Origin of the sequence: Streptomyces sp. Rer75 (assembly GCF_013414305.1) — a bacterium.
GTDB classification, from domain to species: domain Bacteria; phylum Actinomycetota; class Actinomycetes; order Streptomycetales; family Streptomycetaceae; genus Streptomyces; species Streptomyces himastatinicus.
This window is the reverse complement of the sequence record NZ_CP058693.1, coordinates 1,442,590-1,456,084: the sequence shown is the minus strand read 5'-3', so window position 1 is coordinate 1,456,084 and position 13,495 is coordinate 1,442,590. Positions and strand designations below refer to the sequence as shown.

At 71.4% G+C, this 13,495-nt stretch carries 13 protein-coding genes; 4 read left to right on the top strand and 9 right to left on the bottom strand.

Going from position 1 to position 13,495, the window contains the following annotated elements; genetic code table 11:
• Nucleotides 1-53 precede the first annotated feature (53 nt).
• The 3 genes from HYQ63_RS45560 to HYQ63_RS05535 are packed head-to-tail and all read right to left on the bottom strand — an operon-like array spanning nucleotide 54 to nucleotide 2,345.
• Nucleotides 54-302 (bottom strand): hypothetical protein, encoded by a 249-nt coding sequence (locus HYQ63_RS45560; protein WP_306664812.1) that lies wholly within the window; start codon nucleotides 300-302, stop codon nucleotides 54-56.
• Nucleotides 284-1,378 carry an MFS transporter gene (locus HYQ63_RS05540; protein ID WP_306664811.1) on the bottom strand — a complete coding sequence of 365 codons (1,095 nt, stop codon included), beginning with the start codon at nucleotides 1,376-1,378 and terminating at the stop codon, nucleotides 284-286. Before HYQ63_RS05540 ends, HYQ63_RS45560 begins: the two co-directional genes overlap by 19 nt.
• Nucleotides 1,379-1,409: 31 nt before the next feature.
• Nucleotides 1,410-2,345, bottom strand: coding sequence for a type II CAAX prenyl endopeptidase Rce1 family protein (locus HYQ63_RS05535; RefSeq protein ID WP_179932793.1), 936 nt, complete (start codon nucleotides 2,343-2,345; stop codon nucleotides 1,410-1,412).
• A 405-nt stretch (nucleotides 2,346-2,750) separates the two neighbouring features.
• On the opposite strand from HYQ63_RS05535, the gene HYQ63_RS05530 reads away from it, so the two are divergent.
• Both HYQ63_RS05530 and HYQ63_RS05525 read left to right on the top strand, forming a co-directional pair.
• Nucleotides 2,751-4,232 (top strand): amino acid permease, encoded by a 1,482-nt coding sequence (locus tag HYQ63_RS05530; protein WP_179932792.1) that lies wholly within the window; start codon nucleotides 2,751-2,753, stop codon nucleotides 4,230-4,232.
• A 61-nt stretch (nucleotides 4,233-4,293) separates the two neighbouring features.
• Nucleotides 4,294-5,910, top strand: a complete 1,617-nt coding sequence (locus HYQ63_RS05525) for a GMC oxidoreductase (RefSeq protein ID WP_179932791.1) — start codon at nucleotides 4,294-4,296, stop codon at nucleotides 5,908-5,910.
• 44 nt (nucleotides 5,911-5,954) lie between these two features.
• Here HYQ63_RS05525 and HYQ63_RS05520 read toward each other — a convergent pair whose 3' ends face one another.
• Both HYQ63_RS05520 and HYQ63_RS05515 read right to left on the bottom strand, forming a co-directional pair.
• A complete protein-coding gene (locus HYQ63_RS05520) occupies nucleotides 5,955-6,182 on the bottom strand; it encodes a DUF5133 domain-containing protein (protein ID WP_123104156.1) in 228 nt (75 codons plus the stop codon).
• Nucleotides 6,183-6,237: 55 nt separating this feature from the next.
• Nucleotides 6,238-7,713: an MFS transporter gene (locus HYQ63_RS05515; RefSeq protein WP_179932790.1), complete on the bottom strand. Its 1,476-nt coding sequence runs from the start codon at nucleotides 7,711-7,713 to the stop codon at nucleotides 6,238-6,240.
• A 103-nt stretch (nucleotides 7,714-7,816) separates the two neighbouring features.
• Between HYQ63_RS05515 and HYQ63_RS44360 the strand changes: the two genes are divergently transcribed.
• Both HYQ63_RS44360 and HYQ63_RS05510 read left to right on the top strand, forming a co-directional pair.
• A complete protein-coding gene (locus HYQ63_RS44360; RefSeq protein WP_257231640.1) occupies nucleotides 7,817-7,945 on the top strand; it encodes a hypothetical protein in 129 nt (42 codons plus the stop codon).
• Nucleotides 7,942-9,135: a cytochrome P450 gene (locus tag HYQ63_RS05510; protein ID WP_179932789.1), complete on the top strand. Its 1,194-nt coding sequence runs from the start codon at nucleotides 7,942-7,944 to the stop codon at nucleotides 9,133-9,135. Before HYQ63_RS44360 ends, HYQ63_RS05510 begins: the two co-directional genes overlap by 4 nt.
• A gap of 23 nt (nucleotides 9,136-9,158) precedes the next feature.
• On the opposite strand, the gene HYQ63_RS05505 is transcribed toward HYQ63_RS05510, so the two are convergent.
• Genes HYQ63_RS05505 through HYQ63_RS05490 form a run of 4 tightly spaced genes read right to left on the bottom strand, consistent with a single transcriptional unit; the run spans nucleotide 9,159 to nucleotide 13,439 of the window.
• Nucleotides 9,159-9,821, bottom strand: coding sequence for a hypothetical protein (locus tag HYQ63_RS05505; protein ID WP_257232571.1), 663 nt, complete (start codon nucleotides 9,819-9,821; stop codon nucleotides 9,159-9,161).
• A 49-nt stretch (nucleotides 9,822-9,870) separates the two neighbouring features.
• Complete coding sequence (gene gcl, locus HYQ63_RS05500; protein WP_179932787.1) at nucleotides 9,871-11,649, bottom strand: glyoxylate carboligase; 1,779 nt, start codon at nucleotides 11,647-11,649, stop codon at nucleotides 9,871-9,873.
• A gap of 26 nt (nucleotides 11,650-11,675) precedes the next feature.
• Nucleotides 11,676-12,572, bottom strand: coding sequence for a 2-hydroxy-3-oxopropionate reductase (locus HYQ63_RS05495; RefSeq protein WP_179932786.1), 897 nt, complete (start codon nucleotides 12,570-12,572; stop codon nucleotides 11,676-11,678).
• Nucleotides 12,573-12,605: 33 nt separating this feature from the next.
• A complete protein-coding gene (locus HYQ63_RS05490) occupies nucleotides 12,606-13,439 on the bottom strand; it encodes a hydroxypyruvate isomerase family protein (RefSeq protein ID WP_179932785.1) in 834 nt (277 codons plus the stop codon).
• Between the last annotated feature and the right edge of the window lie 56 nt (nucleotides 13,440-13,495).

The window sequence follows — 13,495 nt, the reverse complement described above, 5'->3', positions numbered from 1 at the left end:
ATAAATAGTGTGCCAAGCGGGCCATGCCCCCAAGGGCCGGAGCGCGCCTCCCGTCAGTCCGCCGCATCGACGGCGCCGACGGCCGAGCCCGCGCTGTCCGGCACCGGCCTCGCCTCGTACGCATGCGGCAGATCGCGGCGCCGCCGCATCGGGCCGAGCGCCAGGATCAGCCAGCAGGACGCCACCATCCCCGTCATGATCCACATGGTGGGGCGCAGCCCGAGGGCGTCGCCGAGGAGTCCGCCGAGCAGCGAACCGAGCGGAATGGTGCTGTGGTTGAGCATCATCGTCGTCGCGACCACCCGGCCAGCAGCTCGGGCGGGCAGTACCGCTGCCGGAAGCTGCCCACCACCACGTTGCACACCGCGACGCCCGTCCCCACCATGAACGCGCCGACCGCGAAGAGCAGCAGCCCGGCGCCGGGCGCGGCCAGCGGCATCAGCAGCGCGAACGGGCTGGTGACCGCCTGGAGGACGAGCATCCCGCGGGCGGATCCGAAGCGGCGGCCGACGGCCGTGGCCAGCAGGGCGCCGAGGATGCCGCCGAGACTGCCCGCCATGATCAGGACACCGACCGTCGCCTCGGACACTCCCACCGTGCGGACCAGGAACACGATCTGCACCGCCTGGTATCCCATCAGGGCCATGTTGAGCACGGCCCCGTACGTCACCATCGGCCGCAGATAGGGGTCATGGCGGACGAAGCGCAGTCCCTCGCCGATCCGTCGCCGCAGCGTGGCCGTCGCGTCGGGGGCCGACGGAGCGGGTTCCCGGACCCGGATCATCAGCAGGCACACCGCCGAGACCACGAAGGTCAGGGCGTCGATCAGCAGCCCGGCCACCGCGCCGAACGCCTGGGCGATCAGCCCGGCGGTGCCGCGGCCGACCACGCGCGTACCGGCCTCGCTGCCCTGGAGCTTGGCGTTGCCCTCCAGCAGGTCGCGCTCGTCCAGCACCGCGGGGATGTACGCGTGGTACGCGGTGTCGAAGAACACCGCGGACACCCCGCACATCACCGCTACGACGAGCAGCTGAGCCAGTGTCAGGACATCGCACCAGGCCGCCACCGGGACGCTCACATACAGTGCCGCCGACACCACATCGCAGGCGATCAGCAGGGGCCGCCGCCGGACCCGGTCCACCCAGGCCCCCGCCGGGAGCCCGATCACCAGCCATGGCAGCCACACCGCGGCGGCGAGCAGCCCGACCGCGAAGGTGTCGGCCCGCAGTTCCACCACCGCGACCAGGGGGAGTGCCACCGTGGTGATGCTGGCGCCCAGCCCGCTGGTGGTCTCGCCCAGCCAGAGCAGCCGGAAGTCCCGTTGTCGCAGCACCCCGGGGCGCCGTCGGGTGCCCGCGGCACCGTGCGTCGTGTCCATGCCCCTTTGATACGGCCCCGGGCCGGGCCCGTCACCTCATTTGGCCCGCGGCAGCCCGGGCCCAACTGCCCCGCGCGGCCCACCGGCAGAGCGCGAACCCGGCAGCGGCCACGAGGAGATACGCGGGCACCAGCAGCACCGCGTCCGGTGTCGTCGCCTCGACGGGCCAGCCCGTGTCGCGCCGGTCGCCATCCAGCGCGATCCGGTTGACGGTAAGAAACGTCAGGTGGGTGCCGATGGCGGCCCACAGGGGCGCCTGCCGCACCGCCGTCCTTGCCGCGACCAGCGTCAGCCCGAAGACGGTCAGCAGGATCAGATAGTCCACCGGGTTCTGCCCGTCCGGTGCCCATCCGATCGGCCCCGGCTCACCGCCGAGGAGCCGTGCGGTCATGGCGTGCGCCACCGTCGAGGCTCCGGGCACCAGCAGAAACACGCCGGTGGTGCCGAGAGCCGCCGCCGCACCGCGGAACCGTTGCCGCAGAGATGACCAGGCGTAGCCGCGCAGTGTCGTCTCCTCCGGCAGGGCTTCGAGCAGCAGCGCCACCACCGCGTTGGAGATGAGGAACCGGGCCAGGTCGAGGGGGTCGGCCGCGGACCACCGCAGCATGCCCGCGGCCGTCCCCGCTCCCAGCACCAGCGCGGCCGCCCCGGCCGTCACTCCCGCCCCGGTCAGGAACGCCCGCGCACTCGCCCGCGCCCCGCCGAACCCCAGCGATGTCACCGGCCGCCCCGCCCGTCGCATCAGCAGCCACACCACGGGTACGGCCACACTGCTCACCAGCGCGGCCGGCACCAGCCGCCCCGCGAAGCCCCCCGCCCCGACAACCGCACCCACGCCGGTCCCCACGCCCAGGGCCACGGCCATCACCAGCCCGCCGAGCAGCGCCCGGCCGAGGGCGAGTGCGGCCGAGGGGGCGGTCGGGGGAGCGGGTGGGGAAGCGGTCGGGGCGGGGTGAAGCCGGGGCATACGGGCATCCTCAGGCGCTGCGTCGAGCGATGGACGATATCCCCGCCATCCTCGTGTCGCGCACCGCCACGGACCTCATGACCGCTGATGAAAGGCCGGTACATCCTTCGATGCACGGCCCGGCGCGGTACAGGGGGCTGGAGGGCTCCGCTTTATTACATCTGTATGAAACCGAGGGGCTCGATGCGTGACGTCTGTCGATGGCCGGGGTCTGGTGGGACACCTAGATTCCACTGAACCGCAACCCAGCCCACATCTGCCTCTACCGGGGCTTCGGTCCTGCTCGGGGCCGCTTTTCGTGTCGCCGATCGGGGACACGGCTCACTGCCGGTGACGTCCCGTGCGCCTCATAGGCGTGCGTCCGTATCCGCCGACTCCCGCCGTCATCAGAGACGAGGAACGATCATGAGCGCCCATAAGCCGATCACCACGGACGCCCGCGCCCCCGGCGGCGCCGCATCGCCGCCGGGCGCGGCCCCGCCCGGCGGCTCCGGTTCCGGCTCCGACGACGGCCTGAAGGCCGGGCTGAAGAACCGCCATCTGTCCATGATCGCCATCGGTGGCGTGATCGGGGCCGGGCTGTTCGTCGGCTCCGGTGCGGGGATCGCCGCGGCGGGGCCCGCCATTCTGCTCTCGTACGCACTGGTGGGCACCCTGGTCGTGCTGGTGATGCGGATGCTCGGCGAGATGGCCGCGGCCGATCCGGTCTCCGGTTCGTTCTCGTCGTACGCGGACCGGGCGCTCGGCCGCTGGGCGGGGTTCACGATCGGCTGGCTGTACTGGTTCTTCTGGGTCGTGGTGCTGGCGGTGGAGGCCACCGCGGGGGCCGACATCCTCACCGGATGGATACCCGCGGTGCCCCAGTGGGGCTGGGCGCTCATCGTGATGGTGGTGCTGACCGCGACGAACCTGTTCTCGGTGGGCTCCTACGGGGAGTTCGAGTTCTGGTTCGCGGGCATCAAGGTGGTCGCGATCGCCGCGTTCATCGTGATCGGCGGGCTGGCGATGTTCGGTCTGCTGCCGGGTGCTTCCGACGGCGCGGTCGGCACCGCGAATCTGACCGGTCATGGCGGCTTTCTGCCGAACGGTCCCGGTGCCGTGCTCACCGGTGTGCTGATGGTCGTGTTCTCCTTCATGGGCAGTGAGATCGTCACGCTCGCGGCGGGGGAGTCCGCCAATCCGCGCAAGGCCGTCGCCCGCGCCACCAACAGTGTGATCTGGCGGATCGCGGTCTTCTACCTCGGTTCGATCCTCATCGTGGTGACCCTGCTGCCGTGGAATTCCCCCGAGGTGAAGAAGAGCCCGTACGTGGCCGTGCTGGACCACATCGGCATCGCCCACGCCGGGCAGGTGATGGACGTGGTCGTGCTGACCGCCGTGCTCTCCTGTCTCAACTCCGGCCTGTACACGGCCTCCCGGATGGCCTTCTCGCTCGGCGGTCGCGGAGACGCGCCGAAGAGCTTCAGCCGTACCACCGAGCGCGGTGTGCCGACCACGGCGATCCTCGCCTCGGTCGTCTTCGGTTTCGTCGCGGTCTTCTTCAACTACGCGTACCCCGACACGGTGTTCCAGTTCCTGCTGAACTCCTCGGGTGCGGTGGCGCTCTTCGTGTGGCTGGTGATCTGTTTCTCCCAGCTGCGGATGCGCAGGATCCTGGAGCGCGAGTCGCCGGAGCGGCTGACGGTGAAGATGTGGGCGTACCCGTATCTGACCTGGGTCACCATCGGCATGATCGTCTTCGTGGTGGGCTACATGTTCACCGATTCGACCGGCCGTGAGCAGATGGTTCTCTCGCTGCTCGCCGCGGCGGTGGTGCTCGCTGTCGCCCTGGTGCGCGAGATGCGTCGGAAGCGGTCACCTCAGGCACTGGAAAAGGATCTGACGTAGCGTCAAAAGACCATGTGCACGCAGGATGGGCGGAGTGGCTCATTCCGCCCATGATGCGGCCATGGAAGGAAAACTGACGCGTCGTCACTTTTTGGGGCTGGCGGCCCTCCAGACGGCCGCCGCCCTCGGCCTCACCAGAATCGGCCTCACCCCGGCAGCCGCCGCCCAGAGCGCCGACTACACGCCCGCCCTCGTCATCGGGTCCGGCTACGGTGCGGCGGTCGCCGCGCTCCGGCTGGGCGAGGCGGGCATCCGAACCCTCGTCATCGAGATGGGGCGGCTGTGGGAGGCGCCGGGCCCGGGCGGGACGGTGTTCTGCTCGATGACCGCCCCCGACCAGCGATCCATGTGGTTCAAGCGCAGAACCGAGGCGCCGCTGTCCACGTTCCTGTGGCTGGACGTCATCAACAAGGACATCACTCCCTATCCCGGTGTCCTGGACCGGGTGCGGCACCCGAACATGTCCGTCTACGTCGGGCGCGGGGTCGGCGGCGGATCGCTGGTCAACGGCGGTATCGCGGTCACCCCGCCCCGCGCGTACTTCGAGGAGGTGCTGCCGGGCGTCGACGCGGACGCGATGTACGGCACGTACTTCCCGCGCGCCAACCGCATGCTCGGCACCGCCACCATCCCCTCCGACTGGTTCGAGAGCACGGAGTGGTACCAGTACGCCCGGGTCGCCCGCGCCCAGGCGAGCGCGGCGGGGCTGAAGACCGTCTTCGTGCCCAGCGTCTACGACTTCGGCTACATGCGGCGCGAGGCCGCCGGGACCGCCACCAAGTCCGCGCTCGCCCAGGAGGTCATCTACGGCAACAACCACGGCAAACGCAGCCTCGACAAGACCTACCTCGCGGCCGCCCTCGGCACCGGGAACGTCACCATCCACACGCTCAGCCGCGCCCGGGCGATACGGCGGGCCGCCGACGGTACGTACACCGTCACCGTCGACCGCATCGACACCACCGGCGCGGTCACCGCGACGGACGAGATCGGCTGCCGCGCCCTCTTCCTCGGCGCGGGCAGCCTCGGGACGACCGAACTCCTGCTGCGCGCCCGCGACACCGGCGCGCTGCCCGGGCTGAACGCGGAGGTCGGCCGGGGGTGGGGCGGCAACGGCAACGTCATGCTGGGCCGCGCCAACCACATCTGGAACCCCACCGGGGCCCATCAGTCCACGATCCCGGTGACGGCCATCGACGACTGGTCCAACGCGGCCAACCCGGTCTTCGCCGAGATCGCCCCGCTCCCGGCCGGCACCGAGACCTGGGCCAGCCTCTATCTGGCGATCACCAAGAACCCCGAGCGCGGCACCTTCACGTACGACGCCGCCAAGGACGCCGCCGTACTGAACTGGACGGCCGGGCAGAGCGCCCCGGCCATCGCCGCCGCGAAATCCCTCTTCGACCGGGTCAACGCGGCCAACGTCACCATCTACCGCTATGACCTCTTCGGCGACACCCGCGCCTTCGCCGCCGACTTCTGCTACCACCCGCTGGGCGGCTGCGTGCTGGGCCGCGCCACCGACGCGTACGGCCGGGTGGCCGGTCACCCGCGGCTCTACGTGACCGACGGATCCCTCATCCCGGGCTCGATCGGCGTCAACCCCTTCGTGACGATCACGGCCCTGGCGGAACGCACCATGGCCCGCGTCCTCGCCGAGGACGACGTGGGCCGCTGACGGACACCACGTGGCCCCCGGCGCATGCCGTCACCGGCCCGGCGTCATGTGCTCAGCAGGGAGTCGTCCTGGACGCGGGCGCCGGGGAGCCGGTGGCGGGCGGCGATCAGGGCGGTGTCCACGTCCCGGGTTCCGGTGGCCACGCACAGGGTGTAGGCCACGTCGTCCATGCGCTGCCGGACCTCCGGGCTGCCCACGTCGGCGTGCAGGGCGTGCAGGGTCTCGTACTGCTCGATGAGATTGCGCAACACGGCGGGGTGGGCCATCAGCATGGGGGCTCTCCTCGGGTGATGAGACTGCCGGACATCGGGCTGGTCGGGCATCCGTCTACCCGGTGCGCGAGGCCCCATGCGCGGCCGTCGCGGGTGCGGTCGCCGCGACGGGTGCCGGGCGCTGCCGGGGGAGGAACGAGGCGAGGACGAAGGCGAGGAGGGCGGCCCCGGCGCCCACGGCCATGACCACCCGGAAGCCGTTCTGGGCGGGGAGGGCGACGGTGCCGAGCGTGGTGGTCATCTCGGCCAGGACGACGCCCGCCACCGCGCTGGAGATCGAGGTGCCGATGGACCGCATCAGGGTGTTGAGGCTGTTGGCCGCGGCCGTCTCCGTCACCGGCACGGCCGCCATGACGAGCGCGGGCATGGCGCCGTAGGCGAGCCCGATCCCGGCCCCGATGACGCAGGAGACCAGGACGAGGTGCCAGATGGCGGACATCAGCGCGATGTTGAGGCCGTAGCCCGCGGCGACCACGACGGCGCCGAGCATCAGTGTCACCTTGGGGCCCTGGTTCTTGGAGATGCGTGCGGACAGCGGCGCCATGGCCATCATCACCAGACCCGACGGCGCCATGACCAGGCCGACGGTCAGCATCGACTCCCCGAGGCCGTAACCGGTGGCCTTCGGCAGCTGGAGCAGCTGCGGCATCAGCAGGGACATCGCGAACATGGAGAAGCCGAACACCGCGGAGGCGAGGTTGGTGAGCAGCACCTGACGCCGTGCGGTGGTGCGCAGATCCACCAGCGGCCGCGCGGTGCGCAGCTCCCACCGGCCCCACAGCGCCAGCGTGACCGCCGAGGCGAGGAACAGCCCGCCGGTGAGGCCGCTGGTCCAGCCCCAGGCGGCCCCCTTGGAGATCGCCAGCAGCAGGCACACCAGCGCGATCGACAGACCGGCCGCCCCCGCCACGTCGAACCGTCCGCCGCTGCGCACCGCGGACTCCGGGACGAGCTTGGCCACGAGCACGGTGGCGAGCGCGCCGAACCCGGCCGCGGTCCAGAACAGCACGTGCCAGTCAGCGCGTTCGGCCAGCAGCGCGGCGGCGGGCAGGCCCAGCGCGCCGCCGACCCCGAGCGAGGCGCTCATCAGGGCGGTCGCCGCGCCGAGCCGCTCCGCGGGCAGTTCGTCGCGCATGATGCTGATGCCGAGCGGTATGACCCCGGCCGCCAGGCCCTGGAGGGTCCGGCCGACGACCATGGGGGCCAGGGAGTCGCTGAGGGCGCCGACGGTCGACCCGGCGACCAGCAGGCCCAGGCTGATCAGGAGCATGCGCCGCTTGCCGTACATGTCTCCCAGCCGCCCGATCACCGGTGTCGCGACGGCGGCCGCGAGCAGGGTGGCGGTGATGGCCCAGGTGGTGTCCGCCGCGGAGGCGTGCAGCAGGGTGGGGAGTTCGGGGATCAGCGGGATCACCAGGGTCTGCATCAGCGAGACCACGATCCCGGCGAAGGCCAGGACCGCCACGACGGTGTTCGCCCGCGGTGGGCCGGAGGCCCCGGCGGTGGCGGGTCTGGGCAGGGCGTCGGACATCGCGGGGCCTCCGTTTTGAGCAAATTTAAATCAGCTGGTTGACTTAATGTACCGGATCGGATTGCCTGATCACCGGACGACGCCCGGATCGGAGGAGAACGCGGTGGCCGCCAACGACGGCGAACAGGTGCTGAACCGTGGCGGGCGGGCCGTACGGGACGCGCTCGTCGGGCTGTGGCCGGCGCCCGTGGCACAGCAGACCGTCACACAGCACAGGAAGGAAGACGCATGACGCTTGCCGAGTTTCCGATGGCCAGGGCGGCGGGCTGCCCGTTCGACCCGCCGCCCGCGCTGCGGGAGACGACGGAGGAGGGGCCGCTCGTGAGGGTCCGGCTGTGGGACGGCAGCACACCGTGGCTGGTGACCCGGCACGCCGAGCAGCGGGCCCTGCTGGGCGACCCGAGGGTCAGCGCCGACATCACCCGGCCCGGATATCCGAGCCAGGTCCCGCTGCCCAAGGGCGGCACCGCCAGCAGCTTCATCCTGATGGACGACCCCGAACACGCCCGGCTCCGGCGGATGGTCACGGCGCCGTTCGCCATCAAGCGGGTGGCGGTGATGCGTCCGGCCGTGCAGAAGATCGTGGACGACCTCATCGACGAGCTGCTGGCCGGTCCCACTCCGGTCGACCTGGTGCAGGCGTTCGCCCTGCCGGTGCCCTCGCTGGTGATCTGTGAGCTGCTCGGAGTGCCGTACGCCGACCACGACTTCTTCCAGGACAACAGCAAGGTCCTCATCAACCGTGAGGTGACGCCCGAGCAGCGGTCGGCCGCCCACGGAGCGCTGCTCGGCTACCTGGACGGCCTGATGGGCGAGAAGATCTCCCACCCCGTGGACGATCTGCTGTCCGGTCTGGCCAGGCGGGTCACGGCGGGTGAGATGACCCGCGAGGAGGCGGCCCAGATGGGTGTGCTGCTCCTGCTCGCGGGCCACGAGACCACCGCGAACATGATCGCGCTGGGCACCCTCGCCCTGCTGGAGAACCCCGGCCAGCTCGCGCTGCTGCGCGAGAGCGACGATCCGAAGCTGGTGGCCTCGGCGGTGGAGGAGCTGCTGCGCTACCTCAACATCACGCACAGCGGGCGGCGCCGGGTGGCGCTGGCGGACATCGAGGTCGCGGGCCGGGTCATCCGGGCCGGGGAGGGGATCATCCTGGCCAACGACATCGCCAACCGGGACCCCGAGGTGTTCCCCGACCCCGACCGGCTGGACCTGCGGCGCGACGCCCGCCGCCATGTGGCGTTCGGCTTCGGGGTGCACCAGTGCCTGGGCCAGCCGCTGGCCCGGATGGAGCTTCAGGTCGTCTACAGCACGCTCTACCGCCGTATCCCGACCCTCCGGCTGGCCACCGATCTGGAGAAGATCCCCTTCAAGCACGACGGATCGGTCTACGGCGTCCACGAGCTGCCCGTGGCCTGGTGAACCCGCCCCGGTTCAGGACGGGTTCACGCCCAGGAGGCCGCGTACCCGGGCGGCGATGAGCGGGTCGGCCCCCTCCAGCGCCTTGTGCAGCCCGGCCTCGCCGGAGAAGGGCCGTGCGGTCGCGAAGTCCCGCGCCCAGTCCGCGGGGGCCCCGCACTCGGCCGTGAGGACGTCCGACGCCTGCTCCGGCGGCAGCAGATCGAACCAGCGCAGCCCGAGCGCGGCGAGGCCGTCCGGGGTGGGGGCGCCGAAGAGCCGGAGGCGGGCCAGGCCCCCGTCGGTCCGTGGACGCGCAGCCGCGCGACGCCTCCGTCGGGGTAGATGCGGAGCCGGACGTGGGTGGAGCGCTGCTCCACGTCCACCGCGAAGCGGTGCTCGCTGTCGCCGCGCAGGGCGCTCTTCGGCACGATGGGCACCCACGCGGCGCCCGCGATCTCCTCGGGCGTGGGATGGCCTTCGACCGCGCACGCCTCCAGCGCGCAGTGTTCGGGGTAGTTGCCGGTGAAGTGGGCCGTGTCGACGACGACGCCGTGAATCACTCCGGGGGTGCCGAGGCGGACGATCGCCCAGTCGTGGTCCCCGTCCTCGAATTCGGGGCGGCGGCGACGGGTCTCCCAGCCGTCCATGATCTGGCCCTTGTGGCCGAAGGTGTGGGGCTGGAAGACCGGTGCCGCGGGGCGCGGCAGGTTCGCCGCCGGGAGGAGCTGTGGGGTGCCGGGCGATGCCGCCCGGGGGTCAGCCGATGGCGGTGCGGACCGCCGTGGGGGCGTGTTCGGGGCTGGTGGCGAGTTCCTCGAACTCGTTGACGCTGTCGAGTTCGGTGCCCATGGACACGTTGGTGATGCGCTCCAGGATGATCTCGACGACGACCGGGACCCGGTGTTCGGCCATCAGCTTCCTGGCCTCTTCCAGCGCGGGGGCGATGCGGTCGGGTTCGAAGACCCGGATGGCCTTGCAGCCGAGCCCCTCGGCGACCTTGACGTGGTCGACCCCGTAGCCGCCGACCTCGGGGGCGTTGACGTTGTCGAAGGAGAGCTGGACACAGTAGTCCATGTCGAAACCGCGCTGGGCCTGGCGGATCAGCCCCAGATAGGCGTTGTTGACGACGACGTGGAGATACGGGATCTGGAACTGGGCCCCGACGGCGAGTTCTTCGATCATGAACTGGAAGTCGTAGTCGCCGGAGAGGGCGACGACGGGGGCGTCCGGGTCGGCGGTCGCCACGCCCAGCGCGGCCGGGACGGTCCAGCCCAGCGGCCCGGCCTGACCGGCGTTGATCCAGTGCCGGGGGCGGTAGACGTGCAGCATCTGGGCGGCCTGGATCTGGGAGAGGCCGATCGTGGAGACGTAGCGGGTGTCCGGCCCGAACGCCCGGTTCATCTCCTCGTAGACGCGCTGCGGTTTGACCGGCACCTGGTCGAAGTGGGTCCTGCGCAGCATCGAGCCCTTGCGCCCGCGGCAGCTGTCGGCCCAGTCGCCGCGGTCCTGGAGGCGGCCTGTCGCCTTGAGTTCCCCGGCGGCCTCGACGAACAGCTCCAGGGCGGCCCGGGCGTCGGAGACGATGCCGTAGTCGGGCGCGAACACCCGGCCGATCTGGGTGGGTTCGATGTCGACGTGGACGAACGTACGGCCCTGGGTGTAAGTGTCGACGCCGCCGGTGTGGCGGTTGGCCCAGCGGTTGCCGATGCCGAGGACGAAGTCCGACTCCAGCAGGGTGGCGTTGCCGTAGCGGTGGGAGGTCTGGAGGCCGACCATGCCCGCCATCAGCGGGTGGTCGTCGGGGATGGTGCCCCAGCCCATCAGGGTGGGCACCACCGGCACCCCGGTCAGCTCGGCGAACTCCACCAGCAGATCGGCCGCGTCGGCGTTGATGATGCCGCCACCGGCGACCAGCAGCGGCCGCTGGGCGGCCTGGAGCAGGCCCATCGCCTTGTCGATCTGCGCCCGGGTCGCGGTGGGCTTGTGGACCGGCAGCGGCTCATAGGTGTCCGGGTCGAACTCGATCTCGGCCATCTGGACGTCGATGGGCAGGTCGATCAGCACCGGTCCGGGGCGGCCGGACCGCATCAGGTGGAACGCCTGCTGGAACGCGCCCGGCACCTGAGCGGGCTCCAGCACGGTCATGGCCATCTTGGTCAGCGGCGCCGCGATCGAGGCGATGTCGACCGCCTGGAAGTCCTCCTTGTGCAGCTTGGCCACCGCCGCCTGGCCGGTGATGCACAGGATCGGAATCGAGTCGGCGCTCGCCGAGTACAGACCGGTGATCATGTCGGTGCCCGCGGGGCCGCTGGTGCCCACACAGACACCGATGTTCCCGGCCTCGGCCCGGGTGTAGCCCTCGGCCATGTGCGAGGCGCCCTCGACATGCCGCGCCAGGACGTGGGTGAGGCCGCCGTTGCTGCGCATCGCGGCGTAGAAGGGGTTGATCGCCGCGCCGGGGAGACCGAAGACGTGAGTGGTGCCCTCACGCTTCAGGATCTCCACCGCCGCCTGAGCCGCTGTCATACGCGCCATGGGGTTCTCCTGTGGTTCCGGGGGGTTCAGTGGATGTCGCGGCCGGCCAGGCGCTCGACGCCGCGCAACAGTGCGGAGTGGTCCAGGCCGCCGTCGCCGCAGGCGCGGGCGGAGGCGACCAGCTGGGCGACGACGGAGCCGACGGGCAGCGGAGCGCCGACCGCCCGGGCGGCGTCGGTGACGATGCCCATGTCCTTGTGGTGCAGGTCGATGCGGAAACCGGGCTGGAACGAACGGCTCAGTACGGCGTCCCGCTTGCGGGCCAGCACGGTCGATCCGGCCAGGCCACCGCCCAGGACCTCCAGCGCGGCCCCCAGGTCCACGCCGGCGTTCTCCAGGAACACCACGGACTCGGCCAGGGCCTGGAGATGGACGGCGACCATCAGCTGGTTGGCGGCCTTGACCGTCTGTCCCGCGCCGTGCGGGCCGACGTGCACGATGGTGGTGCCCAGCGCCTCGAACACCGGCTGCGCCTCGGCGAAGTCGTCCGTCTCGCCGCCGACCATGATGGACAGGACGGCCTCGATCGCCCCGGCCTCACCGCCGGAGACCGGGGCGTCCAGCGTGCGGATGCCCATGTCCCGCGCCGCGGCCTCGACCTCCAGGGAGGTCTGCGGGGTGATGCTGCTCATGTCGATCAGCAGGGTGCCCGGCGCGGCGTGTTCCAGGACGCCGCCCTCGCCGAGGACGACCTCCTTCACCTGCGGGTCGGCCGGGACCATGGTGATGACGACCTCCGCGTCGCGCACCGCCTGCGCGATGCTGTCCGCGCCGTGGCCACCGGCCGCCGCGAGCTTGTCGACGGCGGGGCGGCTGCGGTTGTAGCCGGTGACGGTGTGCCCGGCCTTGACCAGGTTGGCGGCCATCGGGCCGCCCATGATGCCCAGGCCGATGAAGGCGATGTTCCGTGGAGTGGCGGTCATGGTTTCCTCCATGTGGTTGCTTTGAGGGCTGGGTCAGGCGCGGGCGGTGCTGCCGCGCCGCTCGCGCGGGAGCCAGTCGAAGCTGTCGGCGCTCGGGCCCTGGGCCTTGTACTCCAGGCCCACCCAGCCGTCGTATCCCGCCGCCTCGATCGCGGTGAGCAGCCCGTCGAGGTCCAGCCCGCCGGTGCCCGGCGCGCCCCTGCCGGGCGCGTCCGCGATCTGCACATGGCCGATGCGGTCCGCGTGGCCGGCGATCACACCGGCCACGTCGTCGCCGTTCACGGCCAAGTGGTAGAGGTCGGCGAGGAAGCGCACATTGCGGGCGCCGGACGCGCGCTCCACCCGGTCGATGACGCCGAGCGCGTCCGCCGCGGTGAGCAGGGGGTACGCGGGGGCGCCGCTGACCGGCTCCACCAGCACCGTGCCGCCGATACGCCGCGCCGCCTCGGCCGCGAGCGCCAGGTTCTCGGTGGCGAGGGCGTCCTGCTCCGCCGGGTCGGCTCCGTCGACGCGGTTGCCGTAGAGGGCGTTGAACGCGCGGCAGCCCAGCTGTTCGCCGATCCCCACGGTCACGTCGATGTTGTCGCGGAACTCCGCGCTGCGGGCGGGCCAGGACACCAGGCCGCGGTCGCCGCCGGGCATGTCCCCGGCGAAGAAGTTCAGCCCGGTCAGCTGGACTCCGGCGTCCCGCACCGCCCGGACGAAGGCGTCGACGTACCGGTCCTCCGGCACCGCCACCGCGTGGGGCCACCAGAACTCGACCGCGTCGAACCCGACGGCCTTCGCCGCGGCCGGGCGCTCCAGCAGCGGCAGCTCGGTGAAGAGGATCGACAGGTTGACCGTGTACGGGAGACGGTGGGCGCTCATTTCTCACATCCCAGGACGTAGGTGCTCTTGTCAGGCGCTCTTGCCAGGTGTTCTGG

Coding starts and splice junctions, on each gene's coding strand:
- HYQ63_RS05540 (WP_306664811.1), bottom strand. CDS start 1,378: ATGGACACGACGCACGGTGCCGCGGGCACCCGACGGCGCCCCGGGGTG.
- HYQ63_RS05535 (WP_179932793.1), bottom strand. CDS start 2,345: ATGCCCCGGCTTCACCCCGCCCCGACCGCTTCCCCACCCGCTCCCCCG.
- HYQ63_RS05530 (WP_179932792.1), top strand. CDS start 2,751: ATGAGCGCCCATAAGCCGATCACCACGGACGCCCGCGCCCCCGGCGGC.
- HYQ63_RS05525 (WP_179932791.1), top strand. CDS start 4,294: ATGGAAGGAAAACTGACGCGTCGTCACTTTTTGGGGCTGGCGGCCCTC.
- HYQ63_RS05520 (WP_123104156.1), bottom strand. CDS start 6,182: ATGCTGATGGCCCACCCCGCCGTGTTGCGCAATCTCATCGAGCAGTAC.
- HYQ63_RS05515 (WP_179932790.1), bottom strand. CDS start 7,713: ATGTCCGACGCCCTGCCCAGACCCGCCACCGCCGGGGCCTCCGGCCCA.
- HYQ63_RS05510 (WP_179932789.1), top strand. CDS start 7,942: ATGACGCTTGCCGAGTTTCCGATGGCCAGGGCGGCGGGCTGCCCGTTC.
- gcl (WP_179932787.1), bottom strand. CDS start 11,649: ATGGCGCGTATGACAGCGGCTCAGGCGGCGGTGGAGATCCTGAAGCGT.
- HYQ63_RS05495 (WP_179932786.1), bottom strand. CDS start 12,572: ATGACCGCCACTCCACGGAACATCGCCTTCATCGGCCTGGGCATCATG.
- HYQ63_RS05490 (WP_179932785.1), bottom strand. CDS start 13,439: ATGAGCGCCCACCGTCTCCCGTACACGGTCAACCTGTCGATCCTCTTC.